The following is a 25,229-nucleotide window of genomic DNA, read 5'->3' as shown; positions in this document are numbered from 1 at the left end:
GATTCTTCGAGCAGCTGACCGGCTGAAGTGTCGTTGAAGCGAAATTGATCTGGGACCTTTCCCCTACCTAACGGCACGCGGCACCTTCCAGAAGTATTTCCAACAGGCCGAGCTGAAGGCGATGTTGACGCAGGCGACGGGGGTCGAGCCTGTCGCCTTGGCGCCAGGCATCTTCGCTCTGTTCCGCTCGCCCGAGGAAGAGCAAGACTTCCTCCTGGAGCGACGGCGCGGACGCCGAGCGTCCACCAGCGCCTACCGCGCCGATCGTCCTGCCAAAACTGCGGTCGCGAGACCACAACTAGCCGATCGTATCGCCACCGCCATCGATGCAATAGCAGGCTTCGCGCTCGAACGGGGTCGGCTGCCCCATGCCGACGAGGTGCCGTCAGATGTTCATGATCTTCTTGCCGCCGAGCGTGTGTCGTTCACCCGCGCAATCGAGGCCAGCCAGGACACGGACATAGATGCGGAGCTGTTCGCGCGAGCGGCCGCCGAACGGCGCGACGACCTGCTTGTGCATCAGGCGCTCAACATCCTCAATCGGTCACGCACGGCCGCACGGCCGAGCCCGGCTATGGTGCGCGACATCCGCAAGCACTTCGGTAGCCAGCAGCAATTCGGAGAGCAGGCGCTCGAATATCTCCACGCGCTTGCCGATCCGCAACGCACGGTCACCGCAATGGAGCGTGCATCTGATGCGGGTTTCGGTGCGATCGACGAGGATGGGCGCCTTGTCATCGACAGCGAACGCGTCGCCGACCTCGAGGGAGTGCTGAGGTGCTACGTCGGGTGCGCGCTGTACCTATCGGGCGATATCGAGCAGGAGCACATAGTCCGGCTCGACCCACTGCGCCGTCGCACCACGCTCTTCTCGCTCACGGGAAGGCGCCAGCCGTTTCCCGAGACGATGACGTCGATCACCATCGATCTGAAACGGCAGGATGTGATCATCCGCGATGACGTCCGCATTCTGTTACGCAAGGCGGACGTCTTCGGCATGCCACGGCGATCGCGGCAGCGATCAGCGGAACGGGAGCATCGTTCGGCTGCTGGCATCGAGGAGGCGAAAGTTCTGGCTAAGAGATAGTCTAGGCTATCGAAGCCAAATTCTATCCTGCTCTAGCCGTTGTGTTTCCTCACCTGGCCGACGAACGGCATTCCGCACGACGGCCGCTTCTTGTCGACGGCACCCACAGCTGGGCTGGAGTGGCTGCAGTAAAATTTGGCCGCTCATCCGCCTCTCATTTCTGGTTCATCAGCGTCCTTTTCCGGTGATCGCAGCCGGCGTATCAGCGCTCACTTCATCGCCGTCCGGCAGGCGTCCTGCGTCCCACAGAGATAGAGAACGGACTTGGCTCGCGACAGGCCGACGTAAAAGGTCTCGCGCTGGAGCGCAGGATCACAGCCGTCGATCCACAGGATCACGACCGCGCGCTCCAAGCCCTTGAAGCGCGCCACCGTGTCAACGGTGATCACACATTGCCCGTAGCTCTCCAGCCTGCCCCAAGAAGCCGATCGCGGGATGGCGTTAGCCGCCAGCGCCGCCTCGGCTTCCGCCTTGGCGCCGGCCGCGCACAGCAGCACGGCGATGTCGTGAGGCGCTACTCCCTCCTCCGTTACGAGCCTGGTCACGGTGGCAGCGATCGCCCGTGCCTGCTTCGCGAGGTCGCCGGCGATAAGCGTCTCCACCCGCGTGCCTTCGATCTCCGGAGCCTCAACGGCGTCGCCGCGGTAGTAGCGGTAAGCCGCGGCGTGGATGTGCCCCGTGTTGCGGCAGTTCCGGTCGAGCGTCGCGGGCGGCGTCTTGATTGGCAGTTCGGTCGCGCGCCGGTAGAGGTCCTGGTTCTCGTCGATGAAGATGTAGAGCGGCGCGTCCTCCCCGCCCGTCAGCAGCATCTCGATTGGCATCCAGAACTCGAGCGCGAAGTCCTGCGCCTCGTCAACGACGATAGCGTCGTATCTCGGACCGAACGCATCAACCGCGAGGGCCAGGGCCATAGGCAGAATGACATCGAAGTGGTCGGCGCCCGGAAAGTCCCTTCGGGTTTCAGCCATAAGGTCACGACCAAGCTTGGCGTGGGCGCGTTTTACCCAGCGATCGCAGAGCTGATGGAACGACGCGACGTCCAGTAGGTCGATCCCCGCCACCTGCTCGCGCACATGATCGGCGAGCGGCCGGTTGTAGCAGACCAGGAGTGTGCGCATCCCTTCACGCGCGAGTCGCTCCGCCTTTTCGCGCGCGATTAGAGTCTTGCCCGTTCCCGCGCCGCCGCTGATCACCACGCGGCGGTGTCGCGACAGCAGATCGAGGACGGCCATCTGCCGGCGGGTTAGTTCGAGGCGGCGGACCTCTTCCTCGCCGATGCGCGTCGACAGCAACGGCCTTGCCGCCACGGAACGTGCAAAGATCTGGCGCACCACCGCGACCCCGCCAGGACCGATCTGATCGTGCCGGCGGCTGTCCTCGCCCTCCCAGAACGCCATCACCCGGGTCAGCCATTCGTCAAGCCGCCCGAGGTCGCCAGCGTCGCCGGTTATTTCGGCCGGAGCATCGGGTCCCGCCAGTCGCCGAGCGTCGCCAACATCTGGCAGGAAGACCGCGTGTCCAATGACGAAGCGAGCGATTCCCAGCCGCGTCCAGGCCGGGCTTTCCTTGAGCTTCTCCAGGACGCCGTACTTGGCCTTGGTGGCCTGACGAAATGGGTTCTTGATGGGGTGCACGCGACCGTTCCGGTCAGTCGATGTCCAGTCGCCGGTCCGATAGTCGAGTCCGATCCCGCCGCCCTTGACCTCGATGGTGAGAATGCCGTGCCGGGGATGGCAAAGTAGCATATCGAGTTCCCCGTCGGACGCGCCCGAGCCCGATGCCCGCGATATCCAGGCTACGGAATGGAACACGAGCCAGTCGTCTCCGAGCTTGCTCTCGCAAGCCCGCAACAGCTTCAGCTCGGCGGCGGAAGTGCTCTCGGCGGTTTCCGCGGGAGGATAGCAGATCGCCATGTTCAGGTCGGAAAGGTCAGAAGGGAATTGAACGGCAGCCTCTTGAGCCCATCGATCCGGAAGCGAATCGTGACGTATTGTGGAACGGTGCGAAGTTCGACCCGCTCGATCACGCCCATTCCGTAGTGGCTATGCCTGATGCGCTCTCCGGCCCGAAGGCGCAACTCACGAGCGCTCGCCGACTCCTCCCGGACGTCGCGCCAGCCGTGGTCGAACCAGTACTCGGTGACCTTGGCAAACGGATTTGCGATCGCGTGCACCACCTGGCGATCCGGGTCGCGTGCGTTCTCGACGACGTAGATCCAGAAGGCTTCGGGATGCTCGCGCGCCATAGCGAACTGGACGCTCGAGAGCCGCACGCCGCGCTCGGTCCAGTCGCTGGTTAGCCCCTTAACCTCGATCAGCCGTGCGACGACACCCCCCGCCGACATCGACCGGATGTCGAAGCCCGGGTTGTTATGCGCCTGCTCCTCCGGCTCGCGCCCCTTGGCGCGCTCGTAGCGAAGGACCGCCTCGATCGCCGCGACATCAACCTGCGCGAGCTCGACCCGCTCGCGCTCCGATGGAGTCGACTGTTCCAGCGACGCGGCATGCGCACTCGTTGCAACGTAGGCGAGCAGGCGGCTGCGCCGCGTCTGCCGCTCGCGTGGCTCGCCACCGGCCTGCGTCGACGCTCCACCCGGACTGACGCCACCACTCGATTGCGTTCCTAGGCCAGCGTGCGGCGCTCGGCCGCCGCCAGCACCGCCGCCCGTTCCTGAGCCACCCCCGCCGCCACCGGTCCAGCCCGGTTGGCCAATCCCCGACTGGACAGCCGATGGATCAGATGTGCTCCGCTCCGAACCCTTGCCGAAGTCACCTGTCGCCTTCTTCGAACGGAACGGCTCATCGTCGTCCCAGTCATCTCCCTGCGCAGGTTGCTCCTGATCCGCATCGTCGTGGGTTGCGCCTTCGTTCCGCTCAGTTTCGTTGGAGCTGGCGTCCTGCTCTTCCTCGGTCACCGCATCGTCGTCGCCGTCAGCCGCCTCGCCATTGGCATCAATCTCGTCTGGAGACAGGACATCCTCGAATGCGTCAAATCCGGGAGTGCCTTCCAACCCATCGAGATTGTGGTCGGCAGGCGGTGCGAACCCGGCGGTGCGCAGCACATGCTCGGCGCTCGCGCGGCTCGGAGAGGTCATGATCATCAGCGCGGTGATCGGCAAATGGCGTGCGTCGGCTTCCGTCGCGAGCATGTCCAAGTGGGAGAAGAGCGCACGGAAAGCCGAGCTCCAGTCCAGTTCGGCCTGTTGGCCCACCGCGACGTGTAGCGTCGCGGTCGCGGCTTCGTAGAAAGCGGGCGCAACGGATGGTGCGGACCGCGCGGGCGGCGTCGATTCTGGCAGTTCGGCCAAGACCTGGAGCGATGAGCTGGTCTGGACTGTCAGTTGCGCCAGTTCGGCGAAAAGACGGACTCTCGTTTTCGCATCGCCCGTCAGCCAGAGCAGCAGATCGCCACGTTCAGCAAGCAATCCGTCCGCTGCCTTGCACGGCGTTCGGTCGGGCTCAGCCCCCAGCACGAGCCGAGCGATGCGCGACAGGCGATCAGAGCGGAGCGCTCGGAACAGCCGGGCTGCAGTCGCTGGCCGGCATGGCGGCGTCGCCACGAGAGCATGGTCGAGCGCGCCGGCGAACGGCGCGGCGAGCCAGTCGGCGTCGCACCAGATAGCGTCGGCCGGATCGACAGGGTCCCCTTCAAGGCTGATCAGCGAGGACGTGTCGTGCAGCTCAGCGATGGCGTCGTCCGCCCCCACGTCGCCAGCGTCCAGGGCGTTCGCGAGATACGCGAGGCAGGCCTGATGGACGGCGAGGTCGGCTGCCGAGCGTTCGGCCCGTTGGGCGAGTTCGCAGGCAAGCAAGGCGTAGTGCCGCACCTCCGGCACGTCGACGACGTCCAGTTCACGATAAAGTGCGGCGCGTTGCATCATCAATGTCGATGCGGGATGCCAGTGCGCGCGGAACGGCGGAGCCTCCCAAAAGACGTGATCGGCATCTAGGAACGTCTTGAGTGCAGGCGCCCAGATGAACGGCCTGCCGCGCAGCCGCTCGATCGCAGCTGCTTCGGGACGGTCGAGGCCGGTGCTCAGGATCTGATAGGTGACGTCAGACACCTGCCGCCCCGTCGCCATGCAATGCTCGAGATGGGCCACCACCACGTCGAGCGGCGGCAGATCCGGCATGCCGATCAATGTCAGGAAATCGGGCAGCGCCTGCCCAGCGGCGGTTCGACGAAAAACGGGTAGATCCGCGACCCGCGCCTGCGACGCGAAGCCCGCCGCCTGGAAGGGTCTGTGCACCGCGCCCGGCAGATGCCAAGTTCCGGTGGGCTCTCCATCGAGCAGGGCAGGTATCCAGGCGAGCGTGCGCAGCCGCTGCAGACTGATCCGGTCCGCCTGGGACAGCGTCCTCATTCGATCGATGAGGTGTCGTGCGACGCTATTGACCGCGCGCGACGTCCGTTCCGACAGATCGAAGGAAACCAGATGGTCCATCCGGGCGACGACATGATTGATCGATGCGCGACGAGGCATGCCGAGATGCGTCTCGAAAAGGTCCTGAAGCACTGGCAAACTATCGCGGGGTATCCAGTCGTCTTCCACCCAGCGTGACTGGTCCTCGCCTAGCAGGGTCTCGAGTTCCGCGGTCCTGAAATAGCAGTCACCCGGTTCGGCGAACCCGCCGTCTCGCGTGCGGATGAAGGCCGCTCGCCGAAGAAGGTCGAGCGCGCCAGCGGACGCGAGCTCGTGCCAATGACCAGCAATCTCGCGCATCAGTGCGCGATACTGGTCGCGGGTCGGGTCGGCTGCGACGAGGTCGCTGAGATGGCGGCGTATGAATTCGCCGAAGGACAGCACGCGCACCTCGAGCGCGGTTTCGGCGAACTCGCGCATCGCCGGGCCCATCAGCGCCGCCTCAACCACCGACAGGTGGCCGACGGGATCGACGAATCCGCCGGGCAGCAGCGCCCGGGCCGGCGCGGCGAACGTCTCATGCGTGCGAAGGATCGGGACCTGTGTAAGCGCGGCCAGCGCCACGGTGTCCGTCGGCCTGCGCGGCAGTGCCACAAGGGTCGCATAGAAGTCGCGTACTTCGTCGTCCGTCTCGCCGATGATCCGCGCCGCGTCGTCCTGCGTCGCGATCACGGACGCCAGAGCTCGCGCCACTTCGGCGAGATCGAGCGTTGGGACGAGGGCGGCAACCAGCGGAACGCTCAGAACCCGCTGGTCGACGATCGCCACGCCGGGCGCCAATGTGCCGATCCTCGCACGATCAACGCCCTGGGGCAGGATCCTGAGCCTTGAACCGCTGGCGGGCTGACCGCGATCGTCTGAGAGAAATGGAACGGCCTTCAGTCTGGTCTGCAGCGACTGCATCGCCAAAGGTTTCGGCAGTGCGGCGAGCATCTTGCCGACGGCGCTCCACAGGTCCTGCCGGTGATCGGCATCCCAGTCCGACCCAGCCGCCGCGTAGGCCTCGAGCCCCGCCACGACTGAGGAAAGCATAAGCGACTTCGAGCCCAGCGCCTGCAAGGCGGACCAGCTGCTCCTCAGGTCAGGGTGCATGATACCGATGCCGACGGCCTCGAGCGCGATGAGCTCGCTCGCGCCAAGCACGGAAGGTGCGAGCAGGGTCGAGGCGATCGACGCCCATTGTTCTCCGACCGTCCACGCGCATTCGTGGAGGGCCGCGGCTTCAGAGAACGCCGCCCAGAAACAACCGAAGGCCTGATCCTCGCGGATTGCGTGCGCCGCCCCTATTAGCGCCCAGAGCCGACGCGCGCCGAGCAATCCGGTGAGTTCCCCGAAATCCTCGGCCACGGCCGTGGCGGCAGTCTGGAGCATCGCCTCGTTCCAGTGCCGGTCATGCTGCTCTCCGCCGAGCACGATCGATCGGCGGTCCGGCCGAGGAAAGAAGTCGGCGTTGACGTGGAAGGGCAATCGCGTCGGCTGCTCGGTCGGGAGGAAGGCGTAGACGAGGCCATCGACCCGGTCGTCCGAGAGCGGAATCGCGATGCTGACCTTGGTGTCGCGGTCTAGTTCCGACAGCATCGCGAAGCGCCCCCGGAGGTCACGCTCGTCAACCAATCCTTGCGCATCGGCTGTGATGATGCGCCACTGGGTCTCCCGGCCATCGGGCTCCCGACGGATCACCAAATGGTTGTCTCTCCGGCGGATCGTGATGGCCTGGTCGAGGGCGCCTTCGATCAAGAGCTCGACGTGCGTAAGGTTGCGAAGGAAGATCAGCCCACCCTCGAGCGCGAAGCGCAGGCGCTCGACCATGATATCCACGACGTCGGCCGGCGTCGGAGAGGCGCGAAGTCCGGCCCGCGTTGGCGATGGCCGATCCGCCCATGGCAGGTCGAACTCCGTGCCTACGACTGGTGCTACCTTTCGCGCGGGGCTGCGGCCACGGAGCGGGTCGAGGCGCATCTCAAGGTCCAGCGAGCGGACTGTCGGGCCGTCGGTGATCTGGTAGACGGAAACGAATCCGATGCCGAAGCGTCCGATCTGCGAGCCGACACTGATCTTGTTGCGGCTACCCATCTTCGAGATCGCGTGAAAATTACACGGTCTGCCGTCCGTCTCGATCATGGGGCAGACGTGCTCCGACAGCCCGCAGCTACTGAATTTCGCGCTGTTCCAGACGTGGAGGCCGCCGCGCCTGACATCGAACCGCATCTCGGCGGCGCCCGCGTCGTCGGCGTTTTGGATGAGTTCGAGCGCCATGACCTCGAAGCCCTGGAGACCCGCGAGTGCCTGCTGGATGTTGCCGAGCAAGTCGGCTTCGTAACGCTGCTCGATTGGGTTGTCCGACTTCATGAATCAGCGATGACCTCGCTGCTGCTCTTAAAACCTCTCATCCAATCATTACCCCCGATGCGGAGGGTGCCAATGGAGTACGTGGGACTCAAGTCGTTTGTTGATGTTCATCACGATCGATAGTCGCTGCGTCACCAGTGTCACTTTACCCGCGTGGTAAAGTGACACTGGTGATTTTTGTTGGGGAAGGGTGTTTTAGGGGGATTCACAGCTGAACCGCCTGTGCTAGATTCCTGCTATGTTCCACCAAGCTGATCTGTTTGACCATATCCAACAAGCACCCCAGCCTGCGTCGCTGCCGACCGTCGCGCTGCCGGATCTGGTCAACCGCGTATCGCAGGTGTCGAAGCGTCCGCGGTATGTTCTGCTCATCCTCAACCTGATCGCCAAGGCCGCAGGGGAGGATGGCAATCTCGGACCCTATGTTCGAAGCGATGCCGACCAGATTCCGGTTCGTGATTGGCTTTGCCAAGCACTGGCGCCGCTGGCCAACCGGGACTGTCGCCGTACGGCCATGATTGCAGCGGTCCGGTTGGAACTAATGGCAAAGGCGGACGGCTCGGAGAATGCGGGCGATTTGACTCAGCAGCAGGACGAGGAAATCGAAGCGCGCATCCTGCGATCCGGTCGGACGAACGTTAGCCGTGCTGTATCCGATCTTGTGCGCGCTGGATTGCTGCATCGTCATTATCAGGGGTATCGCGTCGACCACCACAATCGGGGCGCGCAGCGCGAAGTCGTCTACACAATCGCGGCGGACGTGCGGCTTGCGTTGGCGGGCAGCTACTGAAACGGTGGGATCTTTGCAGTGCAGTGAATATCGCGGTATACACGACCATCGGGTTCAACGATGAGCAGTTCAGTCATAAGTCACTGATAAATTTAACATAAGATATATTATCGGACCGAAAATTCGGAGATGAGGCAGCGGTATCGCAGACGATGCCCATTCGTTGCTCGCAAGAGCAGCATAAGATAGATGAGGATCGTATGCCTTGTCTCCAGGCTTCTACTCTATCCCTGCTGCTTCTGGATATTAGGACCGAGACCATGCCGGGGCAAGCAGTCGGGCAATTGGCCGGCTCCGCCTGCGACCGCAAATAACGTCAGAGTGGCGGAGCAGCAGCGATTTACCCTATCGCCCGCGTCGGCTGAGCGTCATAACGGCTGCTACGCTATGGGAGAAAACAAGTGCTTTTCCACACGATGATTGGATCGAACGACATTGAGCGATCCAAACGCTTCTACAATGAAGTGCTTGGTGTCCTGGGCATGGGCGAGGCAACGCCAAACATAGCCGACAGTGGCCACACACGCCTCATTTACGGAAATGGCGCTGGTACGAATTTCATCGTTACGCAGCCTATTAACGATGAACCGGCGACGGTAGCAAATGGTGCCACCGTCGCTTTTTCGTGCGACTCACCTGAGCAAGTAAAGCGGCTTCACGACGTCGCAGTGTCTGCTGGCGGCACATCGATCGAGGCGGCCCCTGGGCCCCGCGATACAGCAAACATGGGAACGATCGAACTGGCTTATTTTCGTGACCCCGACGGTAACAAGCTTTGCGGAATTCATTTTCCCAATTAAGCACTACGATTGCGCCGTCGCTGATCGCGCGCAGTGGCGGCGCCTGGCTGTTGGATCACCTGTCTGGAAGGATCTGTCAGCATAAAGTCGCAGCACCATCAGCGCGCCCAGCCTCGCGCTGCCGGTTCGATGGGGTCCAGAAAGGTCGCGGCGCTGGCACGATAAGCGTCGCGGACTTCCGGTTTCATCCGGTCCCAGTTGGCGTACATCTGCACCATACGACGATTGCGGCGAAAGCGGCGTTCATGGCGCGCCAGAAAGTCCCAGTAGAGGGCGTTGAGCGGACAGGCATCGGGGCCGACCTTCAGCTTCACATCGTAGCGACAGCCGCCGCAATGGTCCGACATACGGTTGATATAGGAGCCGCCGCCGGCATAGGGCTTGGTCGCCAGGCGGCCACCATCGGCGTGCTGGCTCATGCCGATGACATTGGGTAACTCGACCCACTCATAGGCGTCGGCATAGACCACCAGAAACCAGTCGGCGACGTCCTGCGGTCGCACGCCCGCCAGCATCGCGAAATTGCCCAGGACCATCAATCGCTGGATGTGGTGCGCATAAGCATGGTCGCGGGTGTTGCGGATCGCTTCCGCCATGCACCGCATGTCAGTCTCGCCGGTCCAATAGAATTCCGGCAATGGCCGCGTCGCCTCCAGCGCGTTGGCCGTCGCGACGTCCGGCATCTCCAGCCAGTAATAGCCGCGCACATATTCGCGCCAACCAATGATCTGGCGGATAAAGCCCTCAGCAGCGTTGAGCGGCACGGTGCCGGCAGCATAGGCGTCGGCGGCGGCCTGCGCGACCTCCAGCGGTGTCAGCAGGCCGAGGTTCAACGCGGGGCTGAGCCAGCTATGGTAGAGCCAGTCCTGCCCTGTCACCATGGCATCTTGGTAGGTGCCGAAATCGGGCAGAGCGGTCCGGACGAAATGGGCCAGCGCGCGCCGGGCCTGGGCCGCCGTAACGGGCAGCGCGAATTTTTCCAGCCGTCCGAAATGATCGCCGAACAGCGCCGCAACCGTCGCTATCACGTCGTTCGTGACGTCGTCTGGCGTGAAATGCATGGGCTCGGGATAGTTCAGGCCGCGCTTGGGCGGTGCGCGGTTTTCTTTGTCGAGGTTCCACGCACCGCCTTCCGGCTGGCCGTCGGCGGTCATCAGCAGGCCCGTCTTGCGGCGCATCTCCCGGTAAAAGAACTCCATCACCAGATCATTGCGCGACTGCGCCCAGGTCTGGAACTCCAATATGCCGCAGATGAAGCGATCGTCGCTGATGATCTCGACCGGCAGGTCAAACCGTGCGGCCCAGCCATCGATCATCTCCCGGACGCGCCACTCACCTGGTTCGACGATCCGGATTGCATGAGGACTGTGGCGCGATACGGCCCGCGCGACCTCGCCTGTAAAGCTGCCGCTATTCTCTGGGTCGTCGAGCCGGACATAGTCGACCGTCCAGCCCGCTGCGCGGGCTTCCTCGGCAAAATGGCGCATAGCCGCCAGGATCAGCGCGATCTTGCGTTTGTGATGGCGCACATAGGTGGTCTCTTCCGCGACCTCCATCAGCAGCAGCACGGTGTCGCTCTTGCCCACGTCGCGCAAGGAGGCCAGATCATGCGAGAGTTGATCGCCCAGGATCGGTATGAGGAGGGTCATGCGATCACCTGAACGCCCGATCCCGGCAACCGCTGCATTCTGGAGCAACGGCATCGTGAAAAGGCGCCTTTCCATGGTTCACAAGAAACTCACCCTTCCGACAAAAATTTGCGCAACCTGTGGACGGCCATTCGCATGGCGCAAGAAATGGCAGCGCGACTGGGACAATGTGCGATATTGCTCCGACAAATGCCGGGCTGCATAGAGCGGACACCGCCCTCCCCCGTCCTTGACCTGATCCGTCAGGGAACGATTCGCGCAAATCGTGCGGCGCCGGCCGGCGGGCGAACCGTTTCGACGGCAACCGGCTTGGCGGGCTGGCTGTTATCGGGGCGTGGCAGGTCGGCCACGTCCCCGAAGATCGCTTCGATACTGTTCACGCAGAGCCGGGCGTTGTCGTCGGCGAGACTGTAGTAGACCTGTTTGGCTTCCCGTCGTGTCGCGACCAGTTCGCTGCGCCGCAACTCGGCGAGCTGCTGGCTCAGCGCAGGCTGGCCGATCCCGGTCGATGCGTCGATCTCGGCGACAGAACATTCCCCCCTCAGCAGTAACGACAGGATCATCAGGCGCTGAGGCTGCGCGAAGATTTTCAGCTTTTCGGACGCGCGGTCAGCCTGTTCGCGCGAGCCATGGATCGCGGTCATGGCGCGATGCGACAGAACCAGTCTGCCCCTTCCGTCATCTCGTCCGCAGGCGGCAGCAGCATGGCGTCGCCCGGTGCCCATCCGGCGGGGGCAAGCCGGCTGCCATCCGCCGTGGCCTGCAAGGCGGCGAGCATCCGTAGCATTTCGTCGACCGATCGGCCGACGCTCATTGGATAATGAGTGATGGCGCGGATGATCCCCTCCGGGTCGATGAAATAGGTGGCACGGACCGCCGAACTATCCGTGGCGCCCTCGTCCAGCATTCCATAGGCACGCCCGATCATCATTGAGGGATCTTCCACGACGGCGAATGGCACGGTGACACCGAACAACTGGTCGATGGCGCGGACCCAGGCCTGATGCGCGTACAGGCTATCGACGGACAGGCCCAGCAGCGTGCAATTCAGCGCCGCAAATCGCTCGTGCGCCTTGGCTAGCGCGACGAATTCACTCGTGCAGACGGGAGTGAAGTCCGCTGGGTGCGAAAAGAATACGACCCATCGGCCCTGAAGCTCCGAGAATCGCAGCGGCCCCTTTGTCGTGCGTGCTTCGAAATTGGGGGCCTTGTCACCCATGCGCAGGGCGGATGCCCTGCCGGTCGATGAGATGGTCGCAGAAGGTTCATGCATCGTCATATCCATGGTCCCGGCGATGCCACGGCGGATCGCTTGACGCAACTCGATTACACGATTACATTGGTAATGTAATTACGAAATTGAAGCGAGTCGACCATGACTGACAGGATTATCGAGGCGATCTCCAGACAGGTGCGCGAAGCGGCCCGTCCGGTCGTGCAATCCTTCTTCGACAACGCGACATTCACCGCCAGCTATGTTGTCCATGATCCCGCGACAAAGCGCGCGGCCATCATCGATTCTGTCCTCGATTATGATCCCGCAGCGGGTCGCACCTCCTTCTCCTCGGCCGATGCGATCATCGCCTATGTCGAGGAGAAGGAGCTTGCGATCGACTGGCTGCTCGAAACCCACGCTCATGCCGATCATCTGTCGGCGGCGCCCTATCTCCAGTCGAAACTGGGCGGCCGTATCGCGATCGGCCGTGCGATCCTGGCCGTTCAGAAAGTGTTCGGGACATTGTTCAACGCGGGCACCGATTTTGCGCGTGACGGCTCGCAATTCGATCGCCTGTTCGACGATGGCGACATGTTTTCGATCGGTTCGATCCCGGCGATGGCGCTGCATGTGCCGGGCCATACGCCCGCCGATCTCGCCTATGTCATCGGCGATGTGGCCTTCGTGGGCGACACACTGTTCATGCCCGACTATGGCACCGCCCGCGCCGATTTCCCCGGCGGCGACGCGCGGACGCTTTATCGCTCCATTCGCCGGCTGCTGACCCTGCCCGGCGAAACCCGGCTGTTCCTGTGCCATGACTACAAGGCGCCGGGTCGTGACCAGTTCGTCTGGGAAACGACGATCGCCCATCAGCGCACCGCCAATGTCCACGTCCATGACGGCGTGGACGAGGATGCGTTCGTCGCGATGCGGGAAGCGCGCGATGCAACGCTTGGCATGCCGCGCCTGATCCTGCCGTCGATCCAGATCAACATGCGCGGCGGCCACCTGCCTGACGCTGAGGATAATGGCGTGCGCTATCTCAAGATACCGCTGGATGCCCTGTGATGCCTGACCTCATGATTCCCGGCTTCCCTCAAGCCATGCCCGTGCAGGGCCTGATCGGCGGGTTGATGATCGGCCTCTCTGCGGCCATCATGCTGCTTGGTCTCGGACGGATTGCCGGGATCAGCGGGCTTGCGGCCCGCGCCATCGGCTTGGCTGAGGGCGGACCGCCGCGCGTCATCGCCTGGACCTTCATGGCGGGGCTGCCTCTGGGCGCTTTCATCGTCGCCCGGTTTCAGCCCGTTACCACGCTCTTCCCTGCGTCGGTTATGACCCTGCTAATCGGCGGGCTGATCGTCGGGTTCGGCACGCGCCTCGGCAGCGGTTGCACCAGCGGCCATGGTGTGTGCGGCCTGTCACGCCTGTCCCCCCGATCCATGCTGGCGACCGCCCTGTTCATGGCCAGCGGCTTTGCCACCGTCGCGGGTCTTCGCGTGGCGGGACTGCTGTGATGCGCCTTGTCCTTACTTTGCTGGCAGGAGTCCTCTTCGGCGCCGGGCTAGCCATCTCCGGTATGGCCGATCCGGCCCGTGTTAGGGGCTTTCTCGATCTCTTAGGCGCCTGGGATCCCACCCTTGCCTTCGTGATGGCCGGGGCGATCATGCCGATGGCGATCGCCTGGATGACCCAGCAGCGCATGGAGCGCCCGGTCGCAGCGGACGCTTTCGTCTTGCCCGGCACCCGCTCGATCGATCGCCGCCTCGCCATCGGCGCAGTCCTGTTTGGCGTCGGCTGGGGCATTGCGGGCCTCTGCCCCGGTCCGGCCATTGCCGATCTCGCCATTGCCCCCCTTCCCGCCGGCCTCTTCGTCATAGCGATGATTGCCGGCATGGCCCTGCACCGCCTTCTCCCCCCACCGGCCTGAAACGGCGACCATGAGGACGCTCCCATGAGGAATATCGGCACCACCGATCGCATCATCCGCCTGCTCGTCGGGCTTGCCATTCTGGCGGCCTACGGCCTCGGTCTGATCGGAGGGACTCTGGCTCTCGCCCTCGGCGCGGTTGCAGCTGTCTTGCTCATCACCAGCCTGATCGCGACCTGCCCCGCCTATCTGCCGTTCGGCGTTTCGACCCGCCGCCAGCGTCCCTGAAAATCCGGCGCTTGCTTCAGCGCTTTGCGGAGAACCACCATGGCTTTCAAGCAACTCAGCTCGTCCCTGTCCGTATCGCCGCAGCTCAGTGCAGCGGATGTCGAGGCCGCTGCACGTCAGGGCTATCGCGCCATCATCGACAATCGCCCCGATCGCGAAGAAACTGACCAGATTTCCGCTGATCAGATGGAGGCGTTGGCGCAGGCGCAAGGAATGGGGTTTGCCTATGTTCCGGCTGCTCCCGGCAAGATCGGCGATGAAGAGATCGCGGGCATGGTCTCGGCGCTCAGCCGGCTGGAAGGGCCAGTTCTTGCCTATTGTCGCACCGGGACACGGTCGGCGACGCTGTGGGCTTTATCCCAGGCCGGTCAGCAGTCAGCAGACCAGATCCTGGAGAGCACCGCCGCCGCCGGCTATGATCTGAGCCCATTGCGTCCTCGTCTGGAGGTCGCCAGCATCGCGCCACAAACCCCCTCGGACGGGAGGGCGGATGTCGTGATCGTCGGCGGCGGGTCGGCAGGACTGGCGACCGCCGCCTCGCTGCTGGAGCGCGATCGCGCGCTCGACATCATCGTCATCGAACCGCGCGACCAGCATTTTTACCAGCCTGGCTGGACCATGGTGGGCGGCGGCGTTTTCGATGTCGCCGACACCTACCGCCCGGAGGCGAAGGTCATGCCGACCGGTGTGCGGTGGATCAAGGGTGCGGTTGCCACCTTCGAGCCCCAGCGCGACCAACTGACCCTCGAAGATGGAAGCGTCATCGGCTATCGCACGCTGGTCGTTGCGCCGGGCATCGCGCTCGACTGGGATGCCATCGACGGTCTGGGCGAAACGCTCGGCCGCAACGGCGTGACGTCCAACTACAGCTTTGCGACGGCGCCCTATACCTGGGAACTGGTCCAGAATCTGCGCGAGGGTACGGCGCTATTCACCCAGCCGCCGATGCCCATCAAATGTGCGGGCGCGCCCCAAAAGGCCATGTATCTTTCCTGCGATCACTGGCGGCGCAGCGGTGTGCTTGGCAATATCGACGTGGCTTTCCACAACGCCGGGGCCGTACTGTTCGGCGTGAAGGAATTCGTGCCGCCCCTGATGTCCTATGTCGAGCGATATGGGGTCGATCTCAACTTTGAATCCACGCTGATCGCCGTCGATGGAGCAGCCCGGCAAGCGACGTTTCGGAGCAAAGCGGGCGAGATCACGAAGCCCTTCGACATGATCCATGTGACCCCGCCGCAAAAGGCGCCGGTATTCCTCGCGCAAAGTCTGCTCGCGAACGAGGCAGGCTATGTCGATGTCGATCAAACGACGCTGCAGCATGTCCGGCACAGCAATGTCTTCGGCCTGGGCGACGGCGGCTCGACGCCCAATGCCAAGACGATGGCCGCCGCGCGCAAGCAGGCGCCGGTGGTTGCCGAGAACCTGCTCGGCTTCCTGGCGGGCAAGGCACCGTCTGCGCTCTATGACGGCTATGGTTCCTGTCCTCTCACCGTGGAGCGCGGCAAGATCCTGCTGGCCGAGTTCGGCTATGGCGGCAAATTGCTTCCCAGCTTCCCGAGCTGGATCATCGAGGGCACCAAGCCGCAGCGCCTGTCCTGGCTACTCAAATCCGAAGCCCTGCCCTGGATCTATTGGAACGGCATGCTCAAGGGTCGCGAGTGGATGGCCCAGCCCCAGCACCGGGCCGCAGCATAATGCTCGACACGGTCCAATATCTGCTGGGGGCGCTCTCGGGCGGTCTTGTCGGCTTCACCCTGGGGCTGGTCGGCGGTGGCGGGTCTATCCTCGCCGTGCCGTTGATGGTCTATCTCGTTGGCGTCCCCAGCCCGCATGTCGCCATTGGCACAAGTGCGCTGGCAGTTGCTGCCAATGCTGCGGCGGGCCTTGTGAACCATGCCCGCAATCATACCGTCAAATGGCGTTGTGCATCGCTCTACGCTGGAGCGGGTATCGCAGGCGCTTTTGCCGGATCAACCGTCGGCAAGGCGTTCGATGGCCAGAAACTGCTGTTTCTGTTTGCCATCGTGATGGTCGTCGTTGGCATCCTGATGCTGCGCGGCCGCGGCAATGCAGGTAATCCCGGAGCGGAATGCAACCGTCAGAAGGCACCCAAGGTTCTCGGCTACGGCCTAGGTACGGGCCTGTTCTCGGGCTTTTTCGGCATCGGCGGCGGCTTTTTGATCGTCCCTGGCTTGGTCGCGTCCACCGGCATGCCAATCCTGAATGCGATCGGTTCCTCCTTGGTCGCCGTGACGGCCTTTGGCCTCACTACAGCGCTCAACTATGCCTTTTCGGGACTCATTGACTGGCCGCTCGCCGCCATATTCATCTTGGGGGGCTTGGTCGGAAGCTTCGGCGGCGCGTTGGCAGCGAAAAAAATGGCAGGAACAACAGGCCTTCTGACCACGGTATTTTCGATCCTGATCTTTGTCGTCGCGGCATATATGCTGTGGAAGAGTGCCGGCGCCTTTTTGGGGACATCACATGCTTGAGCAGCTCGACCCGGTCTTGTTGGCCCGCATTCAATTCGGCTTCACAGTCAGCTTTCATTTCATTTTCCCGTCCTTCTCGATCGGGTTGGCCAGCTATCTAGCAGTTCTCGAAGGATTGTGGCTCAAGACCGGGAAGAGCGTCTATCTCGACCTGTTTCGCTGTTGGCTCAAGATCTTTGCCGTTGTGTTCGCCATGGGTGTCGTTTCGGGCATCGTCATGTCCTACCAGTTCGGCACCAATTGGTCGGTCTTCTCGACAAAGGCAGGGCCGGTCATCGGCCCGCTCATGGCCTATGAGGTGTTGACGGCGTTCTTCCTGGAGGCAGGCTTTCTGGGCGTCATGCTGTTCGGCATGAGTAAGGTGGGACGAAAGCTTCATTTCACGGCAACCTGCATGGTGGCGCTCGGCACCTTCATTTCCGCCACTTGGATCATCAGTGTAAACAGCTGGATGCAAACCCCGACCGGGTTTGCGATCAACGCCAGGGGCCAGTTCGTGCCCGCCGGCTCATGGCTTGCGATCATCTTCAATCCCAGCTTTCCCTATCGCCTCATCCACACCGTCATTGCCTCCTACCTCACCACATCGCTGGTGGTGGGCGCGGTCGGTGCCTGGCACCTGCTGCGCGATCGCTCCAATCCTTATGCTCGCAAGATGTTTTCCATGGCCATGTGGATGGCGGCGATCGTCGCACCAGTTCAGATTTTCGCGGGCGACATGCACGGCCTCAACACGCTGGAGCACCAGCCTGCTAAGGTCATGGCGATGGAAGGCCATTTTCAAAGTCATCCCGATGGCGCACCGCTCATCCTTTTCGGCATCCCCAACAGCGCCGAAAAGCGCATCGACTATGCCGTGCAAATCCCCAAGGCATCGTCGCTGATCCTCAAGCATGGCCCCGACGCCCCACTCGCTGGCCTCGACACGATCCCTGATGATCGCGAGCCGCCGGTAGGCGTCATATTCTGGTCGTTCCGGATCATGGTAGGACTTGGTTTCGCCATGTTGGGCCTCGGCCTGCTGAGCGTCCTCGCCCGGTTGCGCGGATCGCTCTACGATTGGCCTGCGCTGCATCGTCTGGCGATCATCATGGGGCCGAGCGGGTTTGTCGCGGTCATTGCCGGTTGGATAACGACAGAGGTGGGGCGGCAGCCCTACACCGTTTATGGGCAGCTATTGACCGGTGTATCGCATTCTCCGCTCGCAGCGCCGGCTGTCGCGGCATCGCTGGTTGCGTTCATACTGGTCTATTTTTCGGTATTCGGGGCAGGCGTCTGGTATCTGCTGAAACTCATGGGCCAGGCGCCCCATGCACATGAATCCGACCCACCCCAGACGCCGATCCGATCCGCCGGCATCACGCCCGCGCACGCGCTTGATGGCGCGCCTGTACCTGCGGGGTCATAAATCATGGTCTATAATCTCGACCTTACGGTCATCTGGGCCTTCATTATCGCCTTCGCGGTCTTCGCCTATGTGGTGATGGATGGGTTCGATCTGGGCATTGGCATCATCTTCCCCTTTTTCGCCGTCGGGCGAGAACGGGACCAGGCCATGAATTCCATTGCGCCGGTCTGGGACGGCAATGAGACCTGGCTAGTTCTGGGCGGTGGCGGCCTTTTCGCCGCATTCCCCCTCGCCTATTCGATCATTCTGCCTGCTACCTATCCGCTGATGATTGCGATGCTGCTCGGCCTCGTATTCCGGGGCGTTGCTTTCGAGTTTCGCTGGCGCGATCCGGCACACCGCTCGCTGTGGGATGTCGCTTTTACCGCGGGGTCCATCATCGCCGCGTTCGCGCAAGGCGTCACATTGGGTGCTCTGCTGCAAGGCATCAAGGTTGCGAATGATGCCTATGCCGGTGGTTGGCTCGACTGGCTCTCACCTTTCAGTGTGCTGACCGGTGTGGGCGTCGTGATCGCTTATGCGTTGCTCGGCGCAACCTGGCTTATCTGGAAGACGGATGGAACAGGCCAGCACCGTGCCTATCGGCTCGCAGCTACCCTCGGTATCCTGATGCTGATCGCCATGGCAGTCGTCAGCGCTGCGACCCCTTATCTGGTGTTCGCCTATTGGCGGCATTGGTTTGAAATGCCTGGCGTGCTCCTCACCGCCCAAGTGCCGATTCTGGTGGTCATCGCGAGCATATTTTATTTTCGCAGCCTGCGCGCCCGCGCAGAGCGCCTTCCATTCCTGATAACCCTTTGCCTCTTTCTGCTTGGCTTTGCGGGTCTGGGTATCAGCATATTCCCCTATGTCGTGCCGGATCAGGTGACGATCTGGGACGCTGCAGCACCTGAAGAGAGCCAGTTATTCATGTTGGTCGGGACCGTGATCATCGTGCCGATCATCCTCGCTTATACGGCTTGGGCCTATTGGGTGTTCCGCGGCAAAGTCGGCGAGCATGGCTACCACTGATGGATGATGCACCTTTGTGGAGACGGCTCGGCTGGATGATTTTGATCTGGTCAAGCAGCGTCCTGGCGCTTGGCCTTGTGTCGATGATCCTGCGCTATTGGCTCAAATCTTGATGTCACCCCGGCAGTATGGCTCCATTGCTTTCGTCAGCACCTTGGCGATGCTGACCCTTGTTGCAGCCGTGCCAGCGGCTGCCCAGACCGATGAAGATGCGCAGCTATGGACGGCCGTGACAGTGACCGGCAAACTGTCCGACACGCTGGTCTATTCCGCCGATGGTCAATTCCGTTTGCTCGATGGGCTGTCGCGTTATGGGCACACCGTCCTGCGCGGGTCGATCGGGGTCAAAGTCCGCCCTGATCTCACAGTATCGCTAGGCTATGCCCACTCCACCGCAAATCGTACTGGCAAAGTTTGGGTCAGCGAGGAGCGCGTCTTCGAGCAATTCACCTGGAAGATCATAGCGCGCCCCGGTTTCAACCTGACGTAAGCGCTAAATCACCCCCGCTGGCAGGCGTTAGGCGGCCTGTTCGATGACGGTGCTGGCGGCGAGGCGGCTATCGACCCAGTTGTAAGGGAGCAGATCATCGATTGGATCTGTGTCGTTGCGCAGGACGATACGGGTGAGGACATCGGTGAGGTAGGCCTGAGGGTTGATACCACCCAGTTTGCACGTTTCGATGAGGCTGGCGAAGGTCGCCCAGTTTTCAGCTCCCAGGTCATGGCCTGTGAACAGGGCATTTTTCCGCTGGAGGGTAATGGGCCTGATGGACCGTTCGACGGTATTGTTGTCCAACTCGATCCGCCCATCCTCAAGGAAGCGGACGAGGCCTTTCCAGTGGTTGAGGGTGTATCTGATGGCCTCGGCCGTATTGGAGCTTCGGGGCAGCTTGGGCAGTATTTCCTCGAGCCAGGGGCGCATGCCGGCGATGATCGGCGTGGCTTCAGCCTGGCGGATCGCCAACCTGCGTTCGGGGCTGGAGCCTCGGATACGAGCCTCGATCTTATAGAGACTGGCGATCCGCCTTAGCGCCTCATCGGCGACGGGGGCGTTGCCGCCCTTGGCATCGTCGAAGAAGCCACGCCTAACGTGCGCCCAGCAAAAGGCGAGCGTTCCCGGGCCGCCCTTCCGGTCCAGCGCCTCGATATGCTTATAGGCGCCATAGCCATCGCATTGGACGATGCCGGTGAAGTCCCCGAGCAATTTTTCTGCCCAGACTTTCCCACGCCCCGGCATATAGGTGTAGGCGATCGCCGGTGGATCGGTGCCGCCATGCGCGCCATCATCACGAGCGATCGCCCAGAGATATCCCGTCTTCACCTTGCCGGTGCCGGGGGCCAGGACCTTGGCAGTGGTCTCATCGACGAACAGCCTGCCGCCCGTCAGGAGGTCAGCCTTCATCCGGCCGGTCAGGCGCCCGAGCCAGCCTGCAGCTCGGCCCGCCCAGTTGCACATAGTTCCCCGGTCGATCTCGATACCTTGACGCACAAGCGCCTGCGCCTGGCGATAGAAGGGCATGTGATCGGCATATTTCTTGACCAGAACATCGGCGATCAACGCTTCGGTGGGCAGGCCGCCTGGCACCACATGCTTAGGCGCGGGCGCCTGGAACACCCCCTCGCTGCATGCGCGGCAAGCCATTTTCGGTCGGGACGTGACGATCACGCGATACTGGACCGGGATCACATCAAGCCGGCTCGATATGTCGCTGTCTATGCAGTGCAGCGTGCCTCCGCAGCAGGGGCATTCCTTCTCGTCTGGAAGGATCACTTCCTCAACGCGGGTCAGATGCGCCGGCAGCGACGCCCGTGCTGTCCCACTTTCCCTTCGCGCCCGTTCCTTCTTCTGGCCTGCTGCCTGCTCACCGAGCGCCTCGAGTTCAGCACGGGCGACGTCGAGATCATCAAAGGCAAGCGCCAACTGATCTTCGCTCAGTTTCTCCGACCGTTTCCCGAAGGTCGTGCGGGTGATCTGGTCGATGATATGCTGCATTCGAGCTTCACGCTCGAGGCCGGCCAAGACCATCGCCTTGAGGGTGGCGACATCATCAGGAAGGTCGGATGCCGTGGCGGACATGCCCCATTTCTGGCAGTTTTCGGGCGGTCCGCAATGGCCTTTCGATCAGGGGAATCAGGCATGCGACCTATCGCGTCGTCACCGGAACCTGGGTGCGTGGCGTGTGCATTTTCGACCATTGCAGCCCTTCGAACAAGGCCGACGCCTGCGATGCCGACAGCCGCATCACGCCATCGTGCGCCCGCGGCCAATGAAAGCCTCCGGTCTGCAAAACCTTGCTCACAAGCACCAGGCCGGTGCCGTCCCAGACCAGCAGCTTGATCCTGTTCGCCCGCTTCGAGCGGAAGATGAAGACCACCCCCGAGAAGGGCTTGAGTCCGAGTTCATGCTCGACCAGCGCCGCGAGGCTGACGGCACCTTTCCTGAAGTCGACCGGCTTTGTCGCCACCATCACCTTGAGCGGCCCTGGCGGGATGATCATCCCGACCGGCTCACAGCGGCGAGCACCCGGGCGATATTTTCCTCGCTCGCGCCCGGTGGCACGTGGATAGCAAGGGCGGCCGTGCGGATCACGATCTCATCGCTTCCATCATCAGCCGAGCCAGTGACGCCCGCATCTTCAATCATCGCCGGGACAAAGCCCAGCTTCTTGTTGGAAAGGCGCTTGCCCGGAATACTGTCGTGCCGCCAAGCGTAGAGCTGCTGCGGTAGCAGTCCATGCGTTCGTGCAATTTCTGCGATGTTGGCGCCGGGTTCAAAACTCGACGCAATGATCCGGGCCTTGGCCTCGGCCGACCACCGACGCCGCATCGGTCCTGCTGGAATGACATCCATACGCGAGGGCCGCTGGCCCTCCTGCCTTTCGAAACCTGTTTCGAATGTTCTTACATCATCGGCCACTACGATACCCTTCAAACGAGGGGCGAAACATAGCCAGATCAGCGCCTACGAAAATGTGGGGACGTTTTCGCGCTTACAACCTGACCACACGCGGCCGCCTTGAACAGCGATGGTCCGGGACCGGCGGTGACGCGGGATGGCGCTATCGCCAGTTCCTGCGCTTGGCTGTCCCTCTGGGAGCCCATGCTCCCGCGCTTGTTGTATCGGAAGAAAGCTTCATCAACCTCAACGCCACTGACTGGGGCGTCCGGTCAGGACTGGATCAACAGCGCGGCATGATCGGGCTGGCAATCCCGTTGAATGAGGCAGCAAGCATTGAAGCGGGCTATCAGGTCCAATATGTCAACGCCCACCCTCGGGATCGCCTAAACCATATTTTGCCGATTACGCTAGCTCTAAGTTTTTAGAGCATTTTACTATTGATCTGCAACATTCCCGGCATGTTTGAGGTGATTCTAGCATTTTTGACCCGATGCTCTAGGCAGCTTCCTCGCTCTTCAAAATCTTAGAACTCATTCCAGTCGTCCTGTTCCTTCAACGCGAGATTACCCAGCACCATAGGCCGCGGTACTGCCGAAGCCGAGCGAGGCACGTTCGTGGGAACTCTGTGAGGAGAGACTCCAGAATCCTGTCCGCGAAGCCGGAAGCGCGCCACCAGCATGGCCATTTCGTCCGCCTCATGGGAGAGGCTACGCGCGGCTGCCGTACTTTCCTCGACCATAGCCGCATTCTGCTGCGTCATTTTGTCCATGTCGTTGACGGCGCCATTCACCTGATGGAGGTTCGACGCCTGGATCTCGGTGCCTGCCGCGATCTCAGAAATCAGGCCGTTGATGTCGCTGATTTTCGTGGCGATACGCCCGAGCATGGTGCCGGTTTCGGCCACAAGGCTTACTCCCCGCGCAACCTGCTGGCTGCTTGTCGTTATAAGCGACTTAATGTCCTTGGCAGCGTCGGCCGAGCGCTGGGCCAGCGCTCGGACTTCGTTGGCGACCACGGCAAACCCCTTGCCTGCATCTCCAGCACGCGCGGCCTCGACCCCAGCGTTCAACGCAAGCAGATTGGTCTGGAAGGATATTCCATCAATCACGTTGATGATCTGTTCGATTTCTTGCGACGACTTCTCGATTGCGTCCATGGCGGTCACTGCCTGTTTGACAACCACGCCGCCTTCACTCGCATCCTGGTGCGCAGCGTTCACCGCGCTACGAACCTCTACCGCGCTACGCGCAGTCTCAGCGACCATGCCGGTCACCTGATCCATCGCTGCCGTCGTTTCTTCAAGAGAGGCTGCTTGCTGTTCGGTACGACGCGCTAGATCTTCCGAAGCAGATTTGATCTCATTCGAACCACCATTGACGCTTCTTGCTGACGAGGCGACCTGTGTAAGGCTGCGTTCCAATCGCTCCACCGCTTCGTTGAAAGTGAGGCGCAGCCGATCATAGTCTCCTGCAAATGGCTCATGAATGGCACAATTCAAATTGCCCTCTGCAACCGCCTCAAGGCCGGCTGAGAGAATTTGCACGACATGAGTTACGGTTTTGCCATCCATCGCTGCGCAAGCTTGCAATCTGAATGTGTCCATTGCCTTGGTAAGCCTACCGACACAATCATTGTGATCCGTATAGAGCACCGGCGAATCCAAGTCGCCGGCAGCTAAGCCTTCCATTCGTACCACCGTGTTGACATAGGGATCGCAGATGAGTCGGCTGCTGATAATCGATACAAGCGTTATCATGAAGGCACCGGCCAGCCCGATGCCGATCGCTGCGCTCGGCGCACCAACAAAGCTCAACGCTAGAACAGAGCCGAGCGAAATCAACGCATAACAACTGGTCAGAGTTTTGAACTTGCTCCGTATAGGGGCATTTTTCGTGAACCAGGTCAGCATCTTATCCTACCCCCGCACTCGACCTCTCTCGGCCTACACAGCGCATTTATCCGACAGAATGGTTGAAAAAATCTGTTTGCCGATTCGAAACGACTTCTCAGTACTCCGGCTAGGTGGTTTACCGGTCCAAGATGACGTGAAAACGCTTCGTGCTGTGGCTATGCTTTGTTCGACCATTGCAGCATATTGCTGCGGGCTCGCTCCCGGATGGTGAGACAGTCCGCTTCAATCTGCCTGGAGGCTTAGTGGGTGTGATCGGCCGGATGCACCGCTGGACATAAATCAGCAACGAACCATTTTGGAGGTCAGGTGTTATAGCGTCGAGCCACGGCCATGCCCGCGTCTGGCAGCATGGAGAATGGAATGCTCGAATGGTTCAGGCGCAGATATCTCGACGTCGTCGGTAGCATTTATATTTACAATGAGCACCGCGGCTACACTGCCATTGATCGAGTGATCGAGGCTGTACGGGAACGATCGCCCGCGGATTTTGCGTTCATCAAGCGGATCGAGCGCCATCGCGCGGACGAGCGGAAGCACTATGTGATGTTTCGCCGTTGGTTTGAAAGACGCGGCATCATGCCACTCAAGGTGGATCGGTCCTTTGGGCATATCGATCGCTTTGTCGAGATCATGTTTCGAAAGCCGATCTCTCGGCTTCAGACGCACCAGGTCGTGAGTGACAATGCCCTGTTCGAAAGGCTGTGCCGCGTGATCTCGCTGACCGAGAAGCGGGGGTTCAGGCAAGTGGAGATACTGCTCGGCAATCGCATCATCCAATCCGATCCCGTGCTGACCCGAATTTTCAAGATCATTCATCGTGACGAACCGAGCCATTGGTCGCCCTATGACGACTGGTTGGAGGCACACGCCAAGCGCGAATCTTCATGGTGGGAGCGCGCAATCGACAGCTTCATCCATGCGGAACTTCTATTCATCAAGCTGCCTTTCCTGTTCCTCAATCCCTGGGCGGGATCGTGTCCCACGAGGTGGTGTAGCTGGGGTCTGAGGTGGTCACCGTGATTTTCGGAT

At 61.9% G+C, this 25,229-nt stretch carries 25 protein-coding genes; 16 read left to right on the top strand and 9 right to left on the bottom strand.

Translation table 11 applies throughout. The features are described 5' to 3' along the window. Positions 1 to 121 precede the first annotated feature (121 nt). Positions 122 to 1,087: a class I SAM-dependent methyltransferase gene (locus PQ455_RS20475; protein WP_273691982.1), complete on the top strand. Its 966-nt coding sequence runs from the start codon at positions 122 to 124 to the stop codon at positions 1,085 to 1,087. Between the two features lie 209 nt (positions 1,088 to 1,296). Here PQ455_RS20475 and PQ455_RS20470 read toward each other — a convergent pair whose 3' ends face one another. Together PQ455_RS20470 and PQ455_RS20465 are read right to left on the bottom strand one after the other, a co-directional pair. Next, positions 1,297 to 3,000, bottom strand: a complete 1,704-nt coding sequence (locus PQ455_RS20470; RefSeq protein WP_273691980.1) for a UvrD-helicase domain-containing protein — start codon at positions 2,998 to 3,000, stop codon at positions 1,297 to 1,299. A gap of 2 nt (positions 3,001 to 3,002) precedes the next feature. Next, entirely contained in the window at positions 3,003 to 7,859 is a 4,857-nt protein-coding gene (locus PQ455_RS20465) for a protein NO VEIN domain-containing protein (RefSeq protein ID WP_273691978.1), read from the bottom strand. A 238-nt stretch (positions 7,860 to 8,097) separates the two neighbouring features. On the opposite strand from PQ455_RS20465, the gene PQ455_RS20460 reads away from it, so the two are divergent. After that, positions 8,098 to 8,649: a hypothetical protein gene (locus PQ455_RS20460; RefSeq protein WP_273691969.1), complete on the top strand. Its 552-nt coding sequence runs from the start codon at positions 8,098 to 8,100 to the stop codon at positions 8,647 to 8,649. A 401-nt stretch (positions 8,650 to 9,050) separates the two neighbouring features. Next, complete coding sequence (locus PQ455_RS20455; protein ID WP_273691967.1) at positions 9,051 to 9,449, top strand: VOC family protein; 399 nt, start codon at positions 9,051 to 9,053, stop codon at positions 9,447 to 9,449. 98 nt (positions 9,450 to 9,547) lie between these two features. Here the strand turns inward: PQ455_RS20455 and PQ455_RS20450 are convergent, their stop codons facing one another. Continuing rightward, positions 9,548 to 11,098 carry a cryptochrome/photolyase family protein gene (locus tag PQ455_RS20450; RefSeq protein ID WP_273691965.1) on the bottom strand — a complete coding sequence of 517 codons (1,551 nt, stop codon included), beginning with the start codon at positions 11,096 to 11,098 and terminating at the stop codon, positions 9,548 to 9,550. 73 nt (positions 11,099 to 11,171) lie between these two features. Here PQ455_RS20450 and PQ455_RS20445 point away from each other — a divergent pair, with 73 nt between their 5' ends. Beyond that, on the top strand, positions 11,172 to 11,303 hold the full coding sequence (locus PQ455_RS20445; RefSeq protein WP_273692183.1) for a DUF2256 domain-containing protein: 132 nt from the start codon (positions 11,172 to 11,174) through the stop codon (positions 11,301 to 11,303). Between the two features lie 37 nt (positions 11,304 to 11,340). Here PQ455_RS20445 and PQ455_RS20440 read toward each other — a convergent pair whose 3' ends face one another. Both PQ455_RS20440 and PQ455_RS20435 read right to left on the bottom strand, forming a co-directional pair. Continuing rightward, entirely contained in the window at positions 11,341 to 11,742 is a 402-nt protein-coding gene (locus PQ455_RS20440) for an ArsR/SmtB family transcription factor (RefSeq protein ID WP_273691962.1), read from the bottom strand. Continuing rightward, positions 11,739 to 12,377: a peroxiredoxin gene (locus tag PQ455_RS20435; RefSeq protein ID WP_273691960.1), complete on the bottom strand. Its 639-nt coding sequence runs from the start codon at positions 12,375 to 12,377 to the stop codon at positions 11,739 to 11,741. Before PQ455_RS20435 ends, PQ455_RS20440 begins: the two co-directional genes overlap by 4 nt. A 96-nt stretch (positions 12,378 to 12,473) precedes the next feature. On the opposite strand from PQ455_RS20435, the gene PQ455_RS20430 reads away from it, so the two are divergent. The 10 genes from PQ455_RS20430 to PQ455_RS20390 are packed head-to-tail and all read left to right on the top strand — an operon-like array spanning position 12,474 to position 19,879. Continuing rightward, the gene (locus tag PQ455_RS20430; RefSeq protein ID WP_273691958.1) at positions 12,474 to 13,385 is read left to right on the top strand and encodes an MBL fold metallo-hydrolase; all 912 of its coding nucleotides are present in this window, start codon (positions 12,474 to 12,476) and stop codon (positions 13,383 to 13,385) included. A gap of 11 nt (positions 13,386 to 13,396) precedes the next feature. Beyond that, positions 13,397 to 13,834 (top strand): YeeE/YedE family protein, encoded by a 438-nt coding sequence (locus PQ455_RS20425; RefSeq protein ID WP_273692180.1) that lies wholly within the window; start codon positions 13,397 to 13,399, stop codon positions 13,832 to 13,834. After that, positions 13,834 to 14,247 carry a DUF6691 family protein gene (locus PQ455_RS20420; protein ID WP_273691956.1) on the top strand — a complete coding sequence of 138 codons (414 nt, stop codon included), beginning with the start codon at positions 13,834 to 13,836 and terminating at the stop codon, positions 14,245 to 14,247. The genes PQ455_RS20425 and PQ455_RS20420 overlap by 1 nt, the downstream gene beginning before the upstream one ends. Before the next feature lie 24 nt (positions 14,248 to 14,271). Then, the gene (locus PQ455_RS20415) at positions 14,272 to 14,475 is read left to right on the top strand and encodes a YgaP family membrane protein (protein WP_273691955.1); all 204 of its coding nucleotides are present in this window, start codon (positions 14,272 to 14,274) and stop codon (positions 14,473 to 14,475) included. A 39-nt stretch (positions 14,476 to 14,514) separates the two neighbouring features. Then, on the top strand, positions 14,515 to 16,173 hold the full coding sequence (locus tag PQ455_RS20410; RefSeq protein WP_273691953.1) for a bifunctional protein tyrosine phosphatase family protein/NAD(P)/FAD-dependent oxidoreductase: 1,659 nt from the start codon (positions 14,515 to 14,517) through the stop codon (positions 16,171 to 16,173). After that, a complete protein-coding gene (locus PQ455_RS20405) occupies positions 16,173 to 16,970 on the top strand; it encodes a sulfite exporter TauE/SafE family protein (protein ID WP_273691951.1) in 798 nt (265 codons plus the stop codon). The genes PQ455_RS20410 and PQ455_RS20405 overlap by 1 nt, the downstream gene beginning before the upstream one ends. Further along, positions 16,963 to 18,378 (top strand): cytochrome ubiquinol oxidase subunit I, encoded by a 1,416-nt coding sequence (locus PQ455_RS20400; RefSeq protein WP_273691950.1) that lies wholly within the window; start codon positions 16,963 to 16,965, stop codon positions 18,376 to 18,378. The genes PQ455_RS20405 and PQ455_RS20400 overlap by 8 nt, the downstream gene beginning before the upstream one ends. A gap of 3 nt (positions 18,379 to 18,381) precedes the next feature. Then, a complete protein-coding gene (gene cydB / locus PQ455_RS20395; protein WP_273691949.1) occupies positions 18,382 to 19,389 on the top strand; it encodes a cytochrome d ubiquinol oxidase subunit II in 1,008 nt (335 codons plus the stop codon). Further along, entirely contained in the window at positions 19,389 to 19,502 is a 114-nt protein-coding gene (locus PQ455_RS21035; RefSeq protein WP_337958591.1) for a DUF2474 domain-containing protein, read from the top strand. Before cydB ends, PQ455_RS21035 begins: the two co-directional genes overlap by 1 nt. Then, positions 19,502 to 19,879, top strand: coding sequence for a DUF2490 domain-containing protein (locus PQ455_RS20390; protein WP_337958590.1), 378 nt, complete (start codon positions 19,502 to 19,504; stop codon positions 19,877 to 19,879). Before PQ455_RS21035 ends, PQ455_RS20390 begins: the two co-directional genes overlap by 1 nt. Positions 19,880 to 19,906: 27 nt before the next feature. Here PQ455_RS20390 and tnpC read toward each other — a convergent pair whose 3' ends face one another. The 3 genes from tnpC to PQ455_RS20375 all read right to left on the bottom strand — a co-directional run bounded on the left by tnpC (position 19,907) and on the right by PQ455_RS20375 (position 22,306). Next, positions 19,907 to 21,466: an IS66 family transposase gene (tnpC, locus tag PQ455_RS20385; protein WP_273686615.1), complete on the bottom strand. Its 1,560-nt coding sequence runs from the start codon at positions 21,464 to 21,466 to the stop codon at positions 19,907 to 19,909. A gap of 67 nt (positions 21,467 to 21,533) precedes the next feature. Next, entirely contained in the window at positions 21,534 to 21,887 is a 354-nt protein-coding gene (gene tnpB / locus PQ455_RS20380; protein WP_037487421.1) for an IS66 family insertion sequence element accessory protein TnpB, read from the bottom strand. After that, positions 21,884 to 22,306: a transposase gene (locus PQ455_RS20375; RefSeq protein WP_273686614.1), complete on the bottom strand. Its 423-nt coding sequence runs from the start codon at positions 22,304 to 22,306 to the stop codon at positions 21,884 to 21,886. The genes tnpB and PQ455_RS20375 overlap by 4 nt, the downstream gene beginning before the upstream one ends. Before the next feature lie 53 nt (positions 22,307 to 22,359). Between PQ455_RS20375 and PQ455_RS20370 the strand changes: the two genes are divergently transcribed. Then, positions 22,360 to 22,713 carry a DUF2490 domain-containing protein gene (locus PQ455_RS20370; protein ID WP_273691945.1) on the top strand — a complete coding sequence of 118 codons (354 nt, stop codon included), beginning with the start codon at positions 22,360 to 22,362 and terminating at the stop codon, positions 22,711 to 22,713. A 98-nt stretch (positions 22,714 to 22,811) separates the two neighbouring features. On the opposite strand, the gene PQ455_RS20365 is transcribed toward PQ455_RS20370, so the two are convergent. Then, on the bottom strand, positions 22,812 to 24,197 hold the full coding sequence (locus PQ455_RS20365) for a methyl-accepting chemotaxis protein (RefSeq protein WP_273691942.1): 1,386 nt from the start codon (positions 24,195 to 24,197) through the stop codon (positions 22,812 to 22,814). Positions 24,198 to 24,560: 363 nt separating this feature from the next. Here PQ455_RS20365 and PQ455_RS20360 point away from each other — a divergent pair, with 363 nt between their 5' ends. Further along, positions 24,561 to 25,220 carry a ferritin-like domain-containing protein gene (locus PQ455_RS20360; RefSeq protein WP_273691940.1) on the top strand — a complete coding sequence of 220 codons (660 nt, stop codon included), beginning with the start codon at positions 24,561 to 24,563 and terminating at the stop codon, positions 25,218 to 25,220. Positions 25,221 to 25,229: the final 9 nt, after the last annotated feature.

Source organism: Sphingomonas naphthae (assembly GCF_028607085.1).
GTDB classification, from domain to species: domain Bacteria; phylum Pseudomonadota; class Alphaproteobacteria; order Sphingomonadales; family Sphingomonadaceae; genus Sphingomonas_Q; species Sphingomonas_Q naphthae.
This window is presented reverse-complemented; position numbering and strand designations above follow the sequence as displayed.